Here is a 14,863-nt window from a genome sequence, read left to right as displayed (position 1 = left end):
GCTTGGGGGAGGGCGTCACGGATGGCCTAGCCTCCTGCGGCGAAGGTCTGGCCGAGGCCGCCGGCGAGGTGCTCGACGATCGGCCCGAGCGCCAGGGCCGGGAAGAAGGTCAGGCCGCCGACGATGAGGATCACGCCGACCAGCAGCCCGACGAACAGGCCGCCGTCGGTGGGGAAGGTGCCGGACGAGGCCGGCACGGTCTTCTTGGCGGCGAGCGCGCCGGCGATGGCCAGCGCCGGGACGATCACGAAGAACCGCCCGACCAGCATGCCGGCCGCCAGGGTGGTGTTGTAGAAGGTCGTGTTCGCTGCGAGCCCACCGAAGGCCGAGCCGTTGTTGGCGGCCGCCGACGTGAACGCGTAGAGGATCTCGGAGAAGCCGTGCGGGCCGGCGTTGGCGGGGCCGGCGAGCCCCGCGGCGACCACGGTGGCCAGCGCGGTGCCGCCCAGCAGCATCAGCGGCAGGCAGAGGATGGCGAGCATCGCCATCTTCACCTCGCGCGCCTCGATCTTCTTGCCGAGGTATTCCGGCGTGCGCCCGACCATCAGCCCGGCGACGAAGATCGTGACGATGACGAAGACCAGCATGCCGTAGAGCCCGGCGCCGACGCCGCCGACGACGATCTCGCCGAGCTCCATGTTGATCAGCGGGATCATGCCGCCGAGGGCGGTGAACGAGTCGTGCATGGCGTTGACCGCGCCGCAGGAGGCGGCGGTGGTGACGACGGCAAACAGCGCCGAGGCCACGATCCCGAACCGAACCTCCTTGCCCTCCATGTTGCCGCCGGGCAGGCCCAGCGCGTTCAGCACCGGGCTTCCGGCGGATTCGGCGCCGTAGGTGATCGCGATCCCGGCCAGGAACAGCACCGCCATCGCGGCAAGGATCGCCCAGCCCTGGCGCTCGCGGCCGACGCTGCGGCCGAACAGGTTGGTGAGCGCCGCGCCGATCGCGAAGATCGAGACCATCTGCGCGAAGTTCGACAGCGCGGTCGGGTTCTCGAGCGGGTGGGCGGCGTTGGCGTTGAAGAAGCCGCCGCCGTTGGTGCCGAGCATCTTGATCGCGACCTGGCTGGCCACCGGCCCGACCGCGATGGTCTGGGACGCGCCCTCCAGGGTCGTCGTCGCGACGGCGCCGCCAAGGGTCTGCGGGATGCCCTGCCAGACCAGGAACAGCGTGAACACGACGCAGAGCGGCAGCAGCAGGTAGAGGGTGCCGCGGGTGAGGTCGACCCAGAACGAGCCGACGGTCCGCACCGAGGCTCGCGAAAAACCCCGGACGAGGGCGACGGCCAGAGCGATGCCGGTCGCGGCCGACAGGAAGTTCTGATGGGTCAGCCCCAGCATCTGCGACAGGTATGACAGCGTCGTCTCGCCGCCGTAGGACTGCCAGTTGGTGTTGGTGATAAAGCTCGCCGCGGTGTTGAAGGCGAGGTCCGGTGCCACGGCGCCCTGCCCGTCCGGGTTCAGGGGCAGCACCGCCTGGAGCCGCAGCAGGGCGTAGAGCAGCACGAAGCCGGCCGCGTGGAAGACGAGCATCGCCGTGGCGTAGGCGAGCCAGTGCTGCTCGTGGGTCCGGTCGATGCCGGCGAGGCGATAGAGCCCGCGCTCGACCGGTTCGAGCACGGGCGAGAGCAGGGTCCGCTCGCCCGAGAAGACGCGGGCCATGTAGCCGCCGAGGGGGCGCACGAGCGCCAGCACGACCGCGCAGAAGAGCGCGATCTGGATCCAGCCGTTCACGGTCATGGGTCGGTCCTTCAGAACCGCTCGGGGCGGACGAGGGCGTAGGTGAGGTAGGCCAGCAGGCCGACCGTCACGAGGGCGCCGAGGAACAGGTCGAGAGGCAGGGTCGCAGGCATGGCGATCTCCTCAGAGGCGCGCGCACAGGCCGGCATAGCCGGCAGCGATGGCGAAGAAGGCGAGGGCGCCTGCGAGGAAGGCGAGGTCGAGCATGGGAAACGTCCGCAACGACGGGGGGCGGCGACGCCGGCGCGGGCCGACCGGTCCGCTTCGACCGATCCGCCCGGCGTCGTGCGTGCCGTGGTCGTCAGATTGGGCGGACGCGCCGTAGGAATGCGAGAGGCGGCCGGCCCCGATTCCATAAGGATCCCATCAGGATCGGGCCGGCTCTTCGGGCGCGACCGTGCAAACCCGTTCACAGGTCCGCGCACAGCGCGATCCCGAATCGGTCGCCTCGGACTCCTGAATTTCGGTCAGGGAGACGAATACTGAGAACGCGCCGTAGAGACGCAATGTCCGGTGCGGGGCGAAGTCCCGACGGGACGACCGGCCACGATGGCTGCGGCAGCGGGCCGACAACGATTAAAGCTTTGAGAAAGAATGATAATCCGGCTCCGCGACACCCGGCTTCGCAGGTTCGAGCGCCCTCGGCATGCGGCCGTTTCGGCCGATATCGTCACGGTCGAGCATTGCTGCCGTCGCGGAAAGGCCGCGTCGGGCGTCGATGGACCGGGTCGAAGCCTGGGAGCGGGGCGAAGAGCGGTGTTGCCCGAATCAATCGATATACTTTAGGTACGTTTTCCGCGGGCTGCGGGCTTCACGCCATGGCACCGCAGTTTCATTCTCGACCGTTGCCCCCTCGTGCGACATACCGCCCATTCGAAAAGTGCGTGGCTGCGCCGCAAGGACGGGGTACAATCGTACCGTGACTTTAGCGCATCTCAAGATTGTCTTTCGAGAGCGCTTGGTCACTTCTACACGCCCGGGCATCCCGCTCGGCGGCACGAACCCGAGTGAGACGAACACGATGTCGACCGCGGAACAGAAGAAACCCACCGATGCCGACCACACCGTCGGCAGCCGCATCGCGGTTCTTCGGGCCGCCCGCGGGATCAGCCAGACCGCCCTCGGCCAAGCCCTGGGCGTAAGCTTCCAGCAGGTCCAGAAGTACGAGAAGGGCCGCAACCGCGTCGGCGCCGGCCGCCTTCAGACGATCGCCGACCATCTCGGCGTGCCGGTCTCGACCTTCTTCGAGGGCGAATCCGGCGAGTCGCGTTCCGTCGACGAGTCCGCGAGCCTGCCTTTCCTCGGCATCGCCGGCGCAGCGGAGCTGCTGAAAGCCTATTCGGCGATCTCTGACCTGCAGATGCGCCGCGACGTGCTGGCGATGGTGAAGTCCGCCGCCCGGATCGCGCGGGCCGGCACGCCGGACGACGCCGCCTCCTGACGGCTACTCCGACGGGCGGCGTCTCGGAGCGGTCGCGCGTTCATCGGTCGGTCGCGCGCGACAACGTGATCGGCGCGCGCGCCGCCGCGCCTATCTACCGCCCTGCAACCCGGACCCGGCTTGCCATCAGGGAGGATCCGATGATCCGCGACATCCACAGCGGCCTGGCCGCACTGGCGCTCTCCGCCTTCGCGCTGTCCGCCACCGTCGCCACGGCTTCGGCGGCCGAGGGCCAGACCTACAAGGCTGCGCTGACGGCGGGCTCGGAAGTGCCCGCCACCGAGAGCAAGGGCACCGGCGAGGTCTCGGCGACCTACGATCCCGCCGGCAAGACGCTGACCTGGAAGGGCAGCTACAGCGGTCTGACCGGCCCGGTGACGGCCGCCCACTTCCACGGTCCCGCCGAGGCCGGGGCCAATGCCGGCGTGCTGGTCCCGGTGACCGCCTCCGCCAGCCCGTTCGAGGGCTCGGCCACCCTCGACGACGCCAAGGCGGCCGACCTCGCCGCGGGCAAGATCTACTTCAACCTCCACACCGCGGCGAACCCGAAGGGCGAGATCCGCGGGCAGGTGGTGCGGGCGCCGTAGGCCTTTTCCCCGGCGCGCGCATTCTGTAGGCCGCTCGCCGGGGACGGCTTGCGGAGGCTCGCGCTGTGAAGCAATCGGACGCCATCATCGCCTGGACGCCGGCACGCTGGGCGGAGCTGCGCCCGGACACCGCCGGCCAGGTCGCGGTGCTGCCGGCCCCGGACGCGGAGGGCGCGGCCAAGCGCTTCATGATGCGCGGCGGGGCCGGCTCCTCGGCCCTCCAGGCTCTGACGGGGGAGGCGCGGATCGCACGCCTGTTCATCGACTTCCAAACCTTGGTGGTACGCGACGGCCTCGACCCGCAGGCGGTGCACCGGGCGTTTCTCGCCATCGACGAGTACCGGTTCCGCATCGCCCCCGACACCGAGGGCGCGGAATTCGAGGATCCGCCGGAAGAGGATTGATCGAGCGGTCCTCCGACCCCCGCGCGCGTCACGATCGAGAAAAGACCGACGCGTACCCACGGTTGCCCTAGGTGAGCCTGGATGCGTCACGCGCCACGGAGTCTCCCGCGATGCCTCTCACAGCGCCCCTCACAGCGCCCCTCGTAGCGCCCCTTGCAGCGTCCCCAGTACCCGGCGGCCTGTCCCGCCGCGCGCTGATCGCCGCCGCCGCCCTGATGCCCCTGACCCGGGGCGCGTCGGCGGAGGAGACGCTGATCCGCCGTCCGATCCCGTCGACGGGCGAGATGCTGCCGGTCGTCGGCATCGGCACCTCGCGCCGCTACGAGGTGGCCCCCACGGCCGAGGCCGTCGCGCCGCTGCGCGCGGCGGTCGAGCGCTTCGTGGCGCTCGGCGGATCGGTGATCGACACCGCCCCGAGCTACGGCACGGCGGAGGACGTGCTCGGGTTGATCCTCCCGGACGGCGCCTTGCGCGACAAGGTATTCCTGGCGAGCAAGGTCGACACCACCGGCCGCGAGGCCACGCGCGCCGAGTTCGAGCGTTCGCTGGCGCGGATGAAGGTCGCGCGGATCGACCTCGTGGCCGTGCACAACCTGATCGACGCCACCGAGAACCTCGCGGTGCTGCGCGACCTCAAGGCGGAGAAGCGGATCCGCTACCTCGGCGTCACCGTCTGGCGGGACGGGCAGTTCGACGGGCTGGAGCGCGTGATGCGCAGCGAGACCCTCGACGCGATCCAGGTCAACTACGCGATCGACAACCGCGAGGCGGCCGAGCGCATCCTGCCGCTCGCCGCCGACCGGGGCCAGGCGGTGATGGTCAACGTGCCGTTCGGACGCGACCGCCTGTTCAAGGCGGTCCAGGGCAAGGCGGTGCCGGACTTCGCCAAGGCCTTCGGCTGCGAGACCTGGCCGCAATTCTTCCTGAAATACGTCCTCGGCCACCCGGCCGTGACCTGCCCGATCCCCGGCATGGCGAAGGTCGCCTACGTCGAGGACAACCTCGCCGCGGCCCGCGGGCGCCTGCCCGACGCGGCCGAGCGGAAACAGATGGAGGCCTTCATCGATGCGCTCTGACCTTTTCGGACTTTCCCGTCGCGCCGCGCTCATGGCCGGCCTCGCATGCCTCGCGTTTCCGGCGATGGCGCAATTTCCGGCACTGGCGCAGGAGACATCCAAAAAAATTCGGATCGGCGTGATCGGCTCGGGCAACATCGGCGGCACGATCGGGACCCTCTGGGTCAAGGACGGGCACGAGGTGATGTTCTCCTCCCGCCATCCCGAGACCCTGAAACCCATGATCGAAGCCCTGGGCGACAAGGCCAAGGCCGGCACGCCCGAGGAGGCGATCGCCTTCGGCGACGCGGTGTTCGTGGCGGTGCCGTACAAGGCCTATCCGGAACTCTCGAAGCCCTACGCCGCCGCCCTCAAGGGCAAGGTCGTGCTCGATGCCGGCAACGCCACCAAGGCGCGCGACGGCGAGCTCTACGACGAGGTCCAGGCCAACGGCATCGGCGCGACCTCGGAGAAGTACTTCCCCGGCGCCAAGCTCGTCCGGGCGTTCAACGCGGCCAACTACAAGGTCTTCGCCAAGGAAGGCGCGAACGGCGGCAAGGACCGGGCGGGCGGGCGCATGGCGATCCCGATCGCCGGCGACGACGCGGGCGCGGTCAAGGTCGCCGAGGGCCTGGTGCGCGACGCCGGCTTCGACCCGGTTTTGGTCGGCGGCCTGAAGGACGCGAGCAAGTTCGCCATGGGCTCGCCCGGCTTCGGCCACGAGCAGACCGCGCCGGACCTGCGCAAGACCCTCGGGCTGACGCAGTGACGAGGGCCAATGGGCAACTCCCTCTCCCCTCTGCGGGAGAGGGTGGCCCATGCAGTGGGTCGGGAGAGGGGAGCGCGCTGTCAGGATACGGCGCTCCCCTCTCCCGACCCCTGCTGACGCAGGGGCCGCCCTCCCCCGCAGAGGGGGAAGGGCGCGTCGGAACCGGCTCTGGCAACGGGTTCACGCGATGAGTCACGCCGCGATGCCGACCGAGGCTGCGCCTTCGAACGCCTTCGCGCGCCTGGTCGGCGCCCGGCCCGGGGAGGGGCCGGCGCTGGCTTGGTCCTGGGCCTACATCTTCTCGATCCTGGCCGCCTACTACGTGCTGCGGCCGATCCGCGACCAGATGGGCGTGGCCGGCGGCATCGAGAACCTGCCGTGGCTGTTCACTGCGACGCTCGTCGGGATGCTGGCGCTGAACCTGCCCTTCGCGTGGCTGGTCAAGCGCATGCCGCGCGCGCGCTTCGTGCCGCTGACCTACCGCTTCTTCGCCAGCAACATCCTGCTCTTCGCCCTGGCCCTCTACCTCGCGCCGCCGGACTGGGAGGTGTGGATCGGACGGGTGTTCTTCGTCTGGCTGTCGATCTTCAACCTGTTCGTGGTGTCGATCTTCTGGGCGACCATCGTCGACGTGTTCTCGACGAGCCAGGGCAAGCGCCTGTTCGGCTTCATCGCGGCCGGCGCGACGCTGGGCGCCATCGCCGGATCGGCGACGACCGCCCTGCTCGCCAAGGCGGTGCCGACCTGGGGCCTGATGCTCGGCGCGGTGGTGCTGCTCGAATGCGCGGTGTTCAGCATGCGCGGGCTCGCCCGTCTCTCCGAGCGCCTGCGGCAGGCGCCGTCGGGCGGCCCCGAACAGGGGACCGGTCAGGTGATCGGCGGCAGCGTGTTCGCCGGCGTGACCCGGACGCTGGCCTCGCCCTACCTGCTCAACATCTCCCTGTTCCTGCTGCTGTTCTCGGTCACCTCGACCTACCTGTATTTCCAGCAGGCGGCGATCGCCAAGGCGAGCTTCCCCGACCGCGCGGCGCAGACGGCGTTCTTCGCCGGCGTCGACCTCGCCGTGAACGTGCTGACCCTCGGGGTGCAGTTCTTCCTCACCGGGCGGATCGTGCGGCGGATCGGCGTCGGGCTGACGCTGGCGATCCTGCCGGCGCTGAGCATCCTCGGCTTCGGCCTGCTGGCGCTGGCGCCGTCGATCGCGGCGATCGTCGGCTTCCAGGTGCTGCGGCGGGCGGGCAACTTCGCGATCAGCCGGCCGATCCGCGAGGTGCTGTTCACGGTTGTGCCGCGAGAAGACCGCTACAAGGCCAAGAGCTTCATCGACACCGTGGTCTACCGCCTCGGCGACCAGGCCGGGGCGTGGTCCTATGCCGGCCTGGGTGCCCTCGGGTTCGGCGCGGCGGCGGTCTCGGTGGTGGCGGTGCCGCTCTCGGCGGCCTGGCTCGTCAACAGCCTGTGGCTCGGACGGGCGCAGGAGCGGCGCCACCGCGACGCGGGGACAGCGGACGCGCCGGGCTACGCCGAAGGGATCTGATGGTGGCTCAGCGGCGGCGGGCGCGGACCCGGACCGGTTGCAGGGCCGGCGCCCCCCTATCGCGACCTGCGAGCACGAGGCCGATCGCCGCCCACCCGGCGAGCGCCGCGGCGACGCCGTGGCCGAGCCATTCGACTAACCCGAGGATCGTCATGGAACCGCCCTCCGAATCGTAGTTCAGGCTGGGCGCCTGACGGTTAACGAAAGGTTAATGCCGGGCCCGCCCGATCTCCGGCGACCCCGAAGCGCAGAGCAGGTGCGGGTCCCGTCCGCCGCGACGGGATCTGTCCGCCGCCGCAACCGTTAAGCTCGCATTAACCCTGGCGCTTCGATGGAGCATCGGACGCGGCCCGGCCGAAGGGAGACGAGCGAAGGCATGCGCTGCTGGTCCGCCCTGTGCCTCGCTCCGGTCCTGGCCTTTGCGAGTTTTCCCCTTGCGGGCGCGCCGGCCTCGGCGCAGGAACCGCTCTTCCTGCGCATCCGTCCCGCGGACGCGCCCCCGCCCGCGATCGGCTCCGGCGGAGCCGACGCGGCGGTCGCGGCGGCCCGGGCGGCGCGCGAAGCGGTGTGGGAGCGCAGCACGGTCCGCGCGAACATCGCCATCGCGTCGGTCTGCACCGGCTGCCTCGGCCGCCCGCCCGCGCCGACGCCCCTGCGGCCGGAGCGGCCGCGGCCCGCCGCCCCGCCGGAGGGTGCGCGGACCGCGCCCGCTCCGGCCGACCCATCCCCCGACGCGGTCGCCGGCCTCGCCGGGGACCCGACATCGACCCGAGGTGATCCATGACCCAAGCCCATCCGACCAGCGGCGCCGAGCCCGATGCCGCCTGCCCGGTCTCCCTGGAACTGCTCGGCGAGGTCTACCGGGCCGACGAGTACGACTTCCCCGAGATCGTCGCCGGGATCGCGCCCCTCAAGCGGGCGCAGCTCGCGGCCTACCTCTACGGCAAGAGCCACATGCACCAGCTCGGCCTGAAGGTGGCCCGCGCCTGCGAGCGCGAGGACCTGATCCGGGTCGCGGGCGAGGTCGGCTCGGTGATCCATGGGCAGGCGCACCTCAAGCCCGCGCCCGTCCCGGTGGTCGAGGCCGGCGCGCCGAAGCCGAAGAAGGTCAGCCTCGGGGGGCCTGCGAAGAAGATCAGCCTCGGCGGCTCGGCCGCCAAGGGCCGCAGCTTCGACTAATGCCAAGTCTCATGGGTCAGAACCCATGAGGTCCGGCGGACGCCCGCCGCCCCGCAGTCGCGGGGGCCGAACCTCGATGAGTCGGGCTCACCGAGGTTCGGTATAAGTCGCCCTTCCCTCCGAAAATCTTGAATGCGACGCGGCGGCCGGGCGGGGGAACCTCCGGCGGCCGGGGTCGCTTGTCGAGCGCTGAGCGCCTGGAGTGTCAACGCATGTTCGGTTCCTGGTACAAGCTCGGGATGGACGCCACGATGCTGGCGTTCGAATCCCAGCAGGTGATCGGCATGCGGCTGATCAAGATCGCGGCGGGCGGCGCCGTGGGCCAGGCCGAGGCGCAGCGCATGGTCACCGAGAAGGTGGTGGCGGCGGGCGAGGCAGCGCTGATGGTGGCCTCCGGCGCCTCGACCGCGAAGGTCATCGCCGGTTATCGGCGCAAGGTCCGCGCGAACGCGCGCCGGCTGTCGAAGGGCTGATCCTTCTGCGGGGGAGGGCGGTTTCGCACCGCAGCAACCCGTTAACCGCGCCTTAACCACCGGCTTTCATCGTTTCCCAGGGACAGCAACGGGAGACGGACATGGATGTCATCGAGCACCGGGTGCGCGAGCGCGCCTACTACATCTGGGAAGACGAGGGCCGCGTGCACGGCCGCGCGGACGCCCATTGGCTGCGCGCCGAGGCCGAGGTCGCCGCGCCGGCGCCGATCCTGACGATCGAGGCCGTCGCCGCGACCGGCCTGGCGCCGAGCCCGGCCAAGACCCTCAAGCCCCGCGCCAGCCGCGCCAAGGCCGTCGCGAAGCCCGCCGAGGTCGCCGCGAAGCCGGTTGCCAAGACAATATCTGCCAAGACAACCGCGACCAAGGCTTCGGCCTCCAAGACGTCAGCCCCCAAGACCCCCGCTTCCAAGACCCCCGCTTCCAAGACCCCCGCTTCCAAGACGGCGGCCCCCAAGGCTCCGAAGGCGCTCGCCGCCGCCGGCCTCGCCGCCAAGCCGAAATCCGCCCGCGCCGCCACGGGCGCCAGCCTGCACTGAGGCGCCGCACGGCCCTTCGACGTCGACCGCAAGAGCCCGTCCCTCGCCCGAGGGGCGGGCTCTCGCCGTTCGAAGGGCCCTTGTCGTTCGAACGGCTCTTGATCGTTCGAAGGGCTCTTGTCGCCGTCCTCGCCCTTCTCGGACGGCGTCGGATGCGGGATACCCGGTGCTTCGGCCGCGCGGGACGGGTTCGCGTCTTTCCGAGAGCAGGGTTTTGGTCCGCATGCCAGACGCCGTCGCCGGGAGCGGGGCCGCCGCGCCCGCATCCGCCAAGCCGTCCTTTCTGAGCCACCTCGCCGACCGGCGCATCGCAGCGATGCTCGGGCTCGGCTTCAGCTCCGGGATTCCGTTCCTGCTGGTCTACGTCACGCAGTCGGCCTGGCTCGCGGAGGCCAAGGTGCCGATCGGCATCCTCGGGCTGCTGAGCGAGCTGACGCTGGCCTACAAGTTCAAGTTCCTCTGGGCCCCGTTCCTCGATCGCTACGACGCCCCCATCCTCGGGCGCTGGCTCGGCCGGCGGCGCGGCTGGATCGTCGCCACGCAAGCCGGCGTGGCGCTGACGCTTTCCGGCATCGCCTTCGGCGACCCGGCGCATTGGCTCGCCTGGACGGTGGTGTTCTCGCTGGCGCTGGGATTCGCCGGCGCGACGCAGGACGTGGTGATCGACGGCTGGCGCATCACCGTGGCGCCGGCCGAGCGGCAGGCGCTGATGTCGTCCTTCGCCGAGGTCGGCTGGCGGGTCGGCAACCTCGCGGCCGGCGCCGGCGCGCTCTACCTCTCCGACGCCTACGGCTGGCGCGCCGCCTACCTGTGCATGGCCGTGCTGATGGCGCCTGGCATGATCGCGGCGCTGATGGCGCCGGAGCCGGAATCCGATCGGAACGCCGCCCATGTCAATTCCCAAGCCCGCGCCGGCTTCGTCGAGACCGTGATCGCGCCGATCCGCGAGCTGATCACGCGGCTCGGGCCGATGGCGGTGCCGATCCTCGTGATGGTCGCGGGCTTCCGCATGCCCGGCTACGTGTCGAGCGCGATGGCGATGCCGCTGTTCAAGAGCCTGCACTACTCCAACACCGACATCGCCACGGTGACCAAGCTGTTCGGCTTCGGCGTCGCGCTCTCCGGCACGTTCCTGGCGAGCTTCGTGGTGCCGCGGATCGGCATCCTGGCGAGCCTCGTCGCCGGCACCGTGTTCGGCTCGGCCTCGCACCTCGCGCTCGCCTACCTCGCGATCCACGGCGGCGACGGGGGCGGGGCGTTCTGGACCTTCGCCGCCGCCGTCAGCATCGACAGCTTCGCCTACGCCTTCGCCTCGATCGTGCTGATCACCTACATGTCGTCGCTGGCCTCAAGCGAGCACGCAGCGAGCCAGTACGCGCTGCTCACCTCGCTCTGTGCGCTCCCCGGCAGCCTGCTCGCCGGCGCCTCCGGCTTCATCATCGAGGATGTCGGCTTCGCCTGGTTCTTCGTCGGCACGGCGCTGCTCGGCGTGCCGGTGGCGATCCTGTGCGTCTACGTCTGGCGCGTCCACCCGCGCACCGACGCTCCGGCGGGCTGAGGCTCCGACACGCGGCGTGGAACGGGGGCGAAGCTGTACCGTTGTCCGACGAGACGCATTTGCCGGTGAAGGCGCGAGCGCGCCGCGCGCGCGCCGCCCGTTCCGTCACGAGGATCCGATGACACTCCGCACAGCCGGCCTTCTCCTCGCCCTGCTCGCCGTCCCGGCCACCGCGCAGGCGCAGGTCTACCGCGACCGTCCGGCGGCGGGTCCCCTCGGTGAGACCGTGCCGATCACCGTCGGCGGGCGCGCGCCCTGGCAGCCGGCCTGGGCCTACGATTCCGGCGGCGACAACGACCGGCGGCCGGAGCTGCCCTACTATCAGCAGGGCCGCGGCCAGCAGACCGGGGGCCCCACCCGCAACCTGCTGCCCGACGACGGCTTGCGCCTCGTCCCGATTCCGCGCTGATCCGATGAAAGCCGCGATCTTCGACATCGACGGGACGCTGCTCGACAGCGTCGACCTCCACGCGGAAGCCTGGGTCGAGGCCTTCCGCCACTTCGGCGTGGAGACCGACTTCGCCGAGGTCCGCAGCCAGATCGGCAAGGGCGGCGACGAGCTGATGCCGGTCTTCCTGTCGGAGGCGCAGCTTCGCGACCAGGGCGAGACGATCGAGGCCTACCGCTCCGACCTGTTCAAGCGGGACTACCGCGACCGGGTGAAGCCGTTTCCGGGGGTGCGCGCCCTGTTCGAGCGGCTTCGCGCCGACGGCACGACCATCGCGCTGGCCTCCTCGGGCAAGCGTAGCGAGGTCGAGCACTACCAGAAGGTGCTCGGCATCGAGGACCTCGTCGACGCGGCCACCAGCTCGGACGACGCCGAGCGCTCGAAGCCCCATCCGGACATCTTCCAGGCGGCGCTGAAGCGGCTCGACGACGTCGATCGCAGCGAGATCGTGGTTTTGGGCGACACGCCCTACGACGCGCAGGCCGCCGGCAAGGCCGGGCTCGCCACGATCGGGCTCCTGTGCGGCGGCTTCCCCGAGGCCGACCTGCGGGCCGCCGGCTGCATCGCGATCTACCGCAGCCCGGAGCATCTGCTCGCGGATTTCGAGGCCTCGCCCCTGGCGAAACGCAAGCCCGGCGACGGGTGATTCGCCAGCTTGCCCACTCTTGTCCCCGCATTCCTGGCATGCGTGTGGCCGGGATGCGACGCAGTCTCGCGCCGGCTACGGACAGCGCGCGATAAGGCTGGCGCCGGCGGCGCGAAAGGCGTAGCCACCCCGCCGGAACTTCCTGGGATCCTTCTGAGGACGGGGCGGATCATGCAACAGACGGCCGAGACCAGCGTACAGACCTGGATCCCCTGCATCGACAGGCCCCTCCACGAGCGGATCGCGGAGGCGGTCCAGAGCCGCGCCACGCCGATCAGCCAACTCCTCCGCTTGATGTCGGCCCTCGACGCCGAGGGCAACGCCCACGAGAACCTGGCCAACGAGAACCTGCGGCTCCAGCTCCGCGCCCGCATCGGCGCGCCGCTGAGCGCCTGACGCCCGGAATCGCGTCGGCGACGGCGCCGGCGATGCTTGCGTGTTGAAGTCATCGGCTTCGACCAGCGCATGCCGGCGGCGTCCTCGAAGCCGGATCGGCGGTTCGGCCCGAGCCCCCGATGCGCTCGCCGCCACGGCGAGCCGTGGCTTCGACCATCCGAATGTCTGGTCGCTAAGGCTGGACCCAGAGGCAGGCCGACTCGCCTTTCACGGCGAGGCATTCGAACGGCGCGCCACCGATCATCGCGCGATGCTCGACGGCCCCGACGTCCGCGCGGGAGACTGCCTTGCATCCGGGCCGGCCGGCGGCCGCGGCGAGGGCGGCCGCGCGATCGGGATTGGCCGTCGCGAGAAGGCGCAGCGAGACGAGCGTGTCGCAGGCGGCGATCCGGTCGTCAGGCTCCGCGTGGGCCGGCGTCACGAGCAGGACGGTGAAGCAGATCGCGGCCCAGCGCGCACGATGTCGGACGTCCCGCGCGATCATGATTTTCCTTCGGCATCCACGGACAGGGCGGCTTGCCCTCCTCGGAAAACGGCAACGCCGTCCGCGGCTAACGGACGGCGTCGTGTGGCGGCCGGATGCGCTGGCGCGTCCGGGATTCAGCGCTTGGTCTTCACCTTGGCCTTGCGGGCGGCGTAGCGGGCATCGCGAAGTTCCTTCTTCGCGGCGAGCTCGGAGGCTTTGCGCTCCTGCAGCGCGGCGGCCTCGGCGGCCTCGCGGGCGATCTGAGCGGAAAGCTCGGCCTCCTCGCGGGCGCGCTTCTCTTCCGCGGCCTGCTTCTCGGCGGCGATGCGGGCGGCCTCGCGCTCACGGGTGCGGGTTTCGCGGGCCTGGACGAGCTCGGCGCGGGCCTTGGCCTTGGCGATCATCTCGGGGTCGTCGGCCGGGGGGCGCGCCTTGAACTTGGCGAGCAGGGCAGCCTTGGCGGCTGCGGAATGCTGACGGCGGTCGTCGAAATTGCGATAGTCGAATGCGCTCATCTGACCTTTCTCGTACGGTGTCTCACTTCGGGGTTTCGGGAGCGTCCGCGCCGGATCAATCCGTGGGACGGGGCCGGGGGAACGGGCCCTGCAGCAAAGCGTCTTCCGCCCTGCGGCGGATCGAAAAAGCCAATGACCGAGCGCTTGCCGGCATGCAACCTGGACGTCATCGGGAAATCGTGACGAAGCGCGGAAATCGTCGTCGCGCCACCCAAATCCAGCCACTGATGCGGAAATGCCGCAGCGCCGTGACAGCAAGTGACTAGGTTGACGCCCCCGGACTTCAAGTCCGGAGGCGTCGTCCGTCGGATCAGGCAGCCTGGAGGTTCCCGGCCGACTGCTTGCCGGTGCGCTTGTCGTTCTCGATCTCGTAGGAGAGCTTCTGGCCCTCGATCAGGTTGCGCATGCCGGCGCGCTCGACTGCCGAGATGTGGACGAACACGTCTTTGCCGCCGTCATCCGGCTGGATAAAGCCGTAACCCTTGGTCTCGTTGAACCACTTCACGGTGCCCGTGCTCATGGCGCCTACCTCCGTCGTATCAGATGTGTTGACCCCGCCGGCCCGAGCGGCTGTCCACGCGTGGGGATGGGCGAGGGAGTATGGATGTCGAGATGGAATGTCAGTCGAAGCAACGCCCTTGCAAGAGGCTAAAGGGACAGCGGGCGGAGCAACCCGGCGGCGGCCGGCAAGCATCGACGCAGTCGCAGAGGTAGGTCGCGCCCGGGCGTCTGACAAGAGTGCGGCCAACGGTGGCGCCGACCGTCGCGGCGCCCGCCGAAGGTTGCCGCAGCCGGCCCGGGCAGATAGGCTCGACCGCGTGCGCGATGGGGTCCTGGCGATCGACCCCGCGCCCGATCGACCCCGGATCCGGCTCGGGCGGGGGACCGGCGGCGGCCTTCCTTAAGGCCTGCCGTGGCATGATCGGCATCGCGGCAACGGGGGGACTTCGAAATGATCGCGACGGATCGTTCGCACGCCGCGAACCTGCAGCGCACGGCCGGCCGCCGGGCGTGACGCGACGCAACCGGGACCGACCGCGCGTTCGGAACGGCACGCGCGACGGCGCTCGGGCCGGCGCCGTCCTCAGCT

20 protein-coding genes are annotated in these 14,863 nt (G+C 70.5%); 14 read left to right on the top strand and 6 right to left on the bottom strand.

From position 1 onward, the window contains the following. Positions 1 to 26: 26 nt before the first annotated feature. Positions 27 to 1,742 carry a potassium-transporting ATPase subunit KdpA gene (gene kdpA, locus MFF13_RS10025; RefSeq protein WP_238272103.1) on the bottom strand — a complete coding sequence of 572 codons (1,716 nt, stop codon included), beginning with the start codon at positions 1,740 to 1,742 and terminating at the stop codon, positions 27 to 29. Positions 1,743 to 1,753: 11 nt separating this feature from the next. Next, positions 1,754 to 1,855 (bottom strand): K(+)-transporting ATPase subunit F, encoded by a 102-nt coding sequence (locus MFF13_RS10020; protein WP_147754237.1) that lies wholly within the window; start codon positions 1,853 to 1,855, stop codon positions 1,754 to 1,756. A gap of 908 nt (positions 1,856 to 2,763) precedes the next feature. Between MFF13_RS10020 and MFF13_RS10015 the strand changes: the two genes are divergently transcribed. The 6 genes from MFF13_RS10015 (at position 2,764) to MFF13_RS09990 (ending at position 7,535) form a co-directional block, all read left to right on the top strand. Next, on the top strand, positions 2,764 to 3,183 hold the full coding sequence (locus MFF13_RS10015; protein WP_238272102.1) for a helix-turn-helix domain-containing protein: 420 nt from the start codon (positions 2,764 to 2,766) through the stop codon (positions 3,181 to 3,183). Between the two features lie 140 nt (positions 3,184 to 3,323). Further along, the gene (locus MFF13_RS10010) at positions 3,324 to 3,770 is read left to right on the top strand and encodes a CHRD domain-containing protein (protein ID WP_147754239.1); all 447 of its coding nucleotides are present in this window, start codon (positions 3,324 to 3,326) and stop codon (positions 3,768 to 3,770) included. A 65-nt stretch (positions 3,771 to 3,835) separates the two neighbouring features. Beyond that, positions 3,836 to 4,174 (top strand): hypothetical protein, encoded by a 339-nt coding sequence (locus tag MFF13_RS10005; protein ID WP_147754240.1) that lies wholly within the window; start codon positions 3,836 to 3,838, stop codon positions 4,172 to 4,174. A 215-nt stretch (positions 4,175 to 4,389) separates the two neighbouring features. Further along, positions 4,390 to 5,250 carry an aldo/keto reductase gene (locus MFF13_RS10000; protein ID WP_238272117.1) on the top strand — a complete coding sequence of 287 codons (861 nt, stop codon included), beginning with the start codon at positions 4,390 to 4,392 and terminating at the stop codon, positions 5,248 to 5,250. Further along, a complete protein-coding gene (locus tag MFF13_RS09995) occupies positions 5,240 to 5,998 on the top strand; it encodes an NADPH-dependent F420 reductase (RefSeq protein ID WP_238272101.1) in 759 nt (252 codons plus the stop codon). The genes MFF13_RS10000 and MFF13_RS09995 overlap by 11 nt, the downstream gene beginning before the upstream one ends. A gap of 187 nt (positions 5,999 to 6,185) precedes the next feature. Further along, a complete protein-coding gene (locus tag MFF13_RS09990; protein ID WP_147754244.1) occupies positions 6,186 to 7,535 on the top strand; it encodes an NTP/NDP exchange transporter in 1,350 nt (449 codons plus the stop codon). Between the two features lie 7 nt (positions 7,536 to 7,542). On the opposite strand, the gene MFF13_RS09985 is transcribed toward MFF13_RS09990, so the two are convergent. Further along, positions 7,543 to 7,689, bottom strand: a complete 147-nt coding sequence (locus MFF13_RS09985; protein WP_187273672.1) for a hypothetical protein — start codon at positions 7,687 to 7,689, stop codon at positions 7,543 to 7,545. Between the two features lie 222 nt (positions 7,690 to 7,911). Here MFF13_RS09985 and MFF13_RS09980 point away from each other — a divergent pair, with 222 nt between their 5' ends. The 8 genes from MFF13_RS09980 (at position 7,912) to MFF13_RS09945 (ending at position 12,792) form a co-directional block, all read left to right on the top strand. Next, a complete protein-coding gene (locus tag MFF13_RS09980; protein WP_147829667.1) occupies positions 7,912 to 8,319 on the top strand; it encodes a hypothetical protein in 408 nt (135 codons plus the stop codon). Further along, a complete protein-coding gene (locus tag MFF13_RS09975) occupies positions 8,316 to 8,714 on the top strand; it encodes a hypothetical protein (protein ID WP_238272100.1) in 399 nt (132 codons plus the stop codon). The genes MFF13_RS09980 and MFF13_RS09975 overlap by 4 nt, the downstream gene beginning before the upstream one ends. Positions 8,715 to 8,926: 212 nt before the next feature. Continuing rightward, a complete protein-coding gene (locus tag MFF13_RS09970; protein ID WP_147752514.1) occupies positions 8,927 to 9,187 on the top strand; it encodes a hypothetical protein in 261 nt (86 codons plus the stop codon). Positions 9,188 to 9,288: 101 nt separating this feature from the next. Next, entirely contained in the window at positions 9,289 to 9,744 is a 456-nt protein-coding gene (locus MFF13_RS09965) for a DUF2934 domain-containing protein (RefSeq protein WP_238272099.1), read from the top strand. A gap of 223 nt (positions 9,745 to 9,967) precedes the next feature. Continuing rightward, on the top strand, positions 9,968 to 11,302 hold the full coding sequence (locus MFF13_RS09960) for an AmpG family muropeptide MFS transporter (RefSeq protein ID WP_147752516.1): 1,335 nt from the start codon (positions 9,968 to 9,970) through the stop codon (positions 11,300 to 11,302). Positions 11,303 to 11,420: 118 nt separating this feature from the next. Further along, the gene (locus MFF13_RS09955) at positions 11,421 to 11,711 is read left to right on the top strand and encodes a hypothetical protein (protein WP_147752517.1); all 291 of its coding nucleotides are present in this window, start codon (positions 11,421 to 11,423) and stop codon (positions 11,709 to 11,711) included. Positions 11,712 to 11,715: 4 nt separating this feature from the next. Then, positions 11,716 to 12,396, top strand: coding sequence for an HAD family hydrolase (locus MFF13_RS09950; protein ID WP_147752518.1), 681 nt, complete (start codon positions 11,716 to 11,718; stop codon positions 12,394 to 12,396). A gap of 171 nt (positions 12,397 to 12,567) precedes the next feature. Beyond that, entirely contained in the window at positions 12,568 to 12,792 is a 225-nt protein-coding gene (locus MFF13_RS09945; RefSeq protein ID WP_147752519.1) for a hypothetical protein, read from the top strand. 172 nt (positions 12,793 to 12,964) lie between these two features. Here MFF13_RS09945 and MFF13_RS09940 read toward each other — a convergent pair whose 3' ends face one another. From MFF13_RS09940 to MFF13_RS09930, 3 genes are all read right to left on the bottom strand, one after another. Then, on the bottom strand, positions 12,965 to 13,276 hold the full coding sequence (locus tag MFF13_RS09940; protein ID WP_147752520.1) for a hypothetical protein: 312 nt from the start codon (positions 13,274 to 13,276) through the stop codon (positions 12,965 to 12,967). 116 nt (positions 13,277 to 13,392) lie between these two features. Next, positions 13,393 to 13,773: a DUF6481 family protein gene (locus MFF13_RS09935; RefSeq protein WP_147752521.1), complete on the bottom strand. Its 381-nt coding sequence runs from the start codon at positions 13,771 to 13,773 to the stop codon at positions 13,393 to 13,395. Between the two features lie 310 nt (positions 13,774 to 14,083). Next, complete coding sequence (locus MFF13_RS09930) at positions 14,084 to 14,293, bottom strand: cold-shock protein (protein ID WP_147752522.1); 210 nt, start codon at positions 14,291 to 14,293, stop codon at positions 14,084 to 14,086. Positions 14,294 to 14,863 lie beyond the last annotated feature (570 nt).

Source organism: Methylobacterium cerastii, assembly GCF_022179125.1.
Lineage (GTDB): Bacteria > Pseudomonadota > Alphaproteobacteria > Rhizobiales > Beijerinckiaceae > Methylobacterium > Methylobacterium cerastii.
Note: the sequence above shows the minus strand (reverse complement) of the source record. Positions and strands in the feature narration are given on the sequence as shown.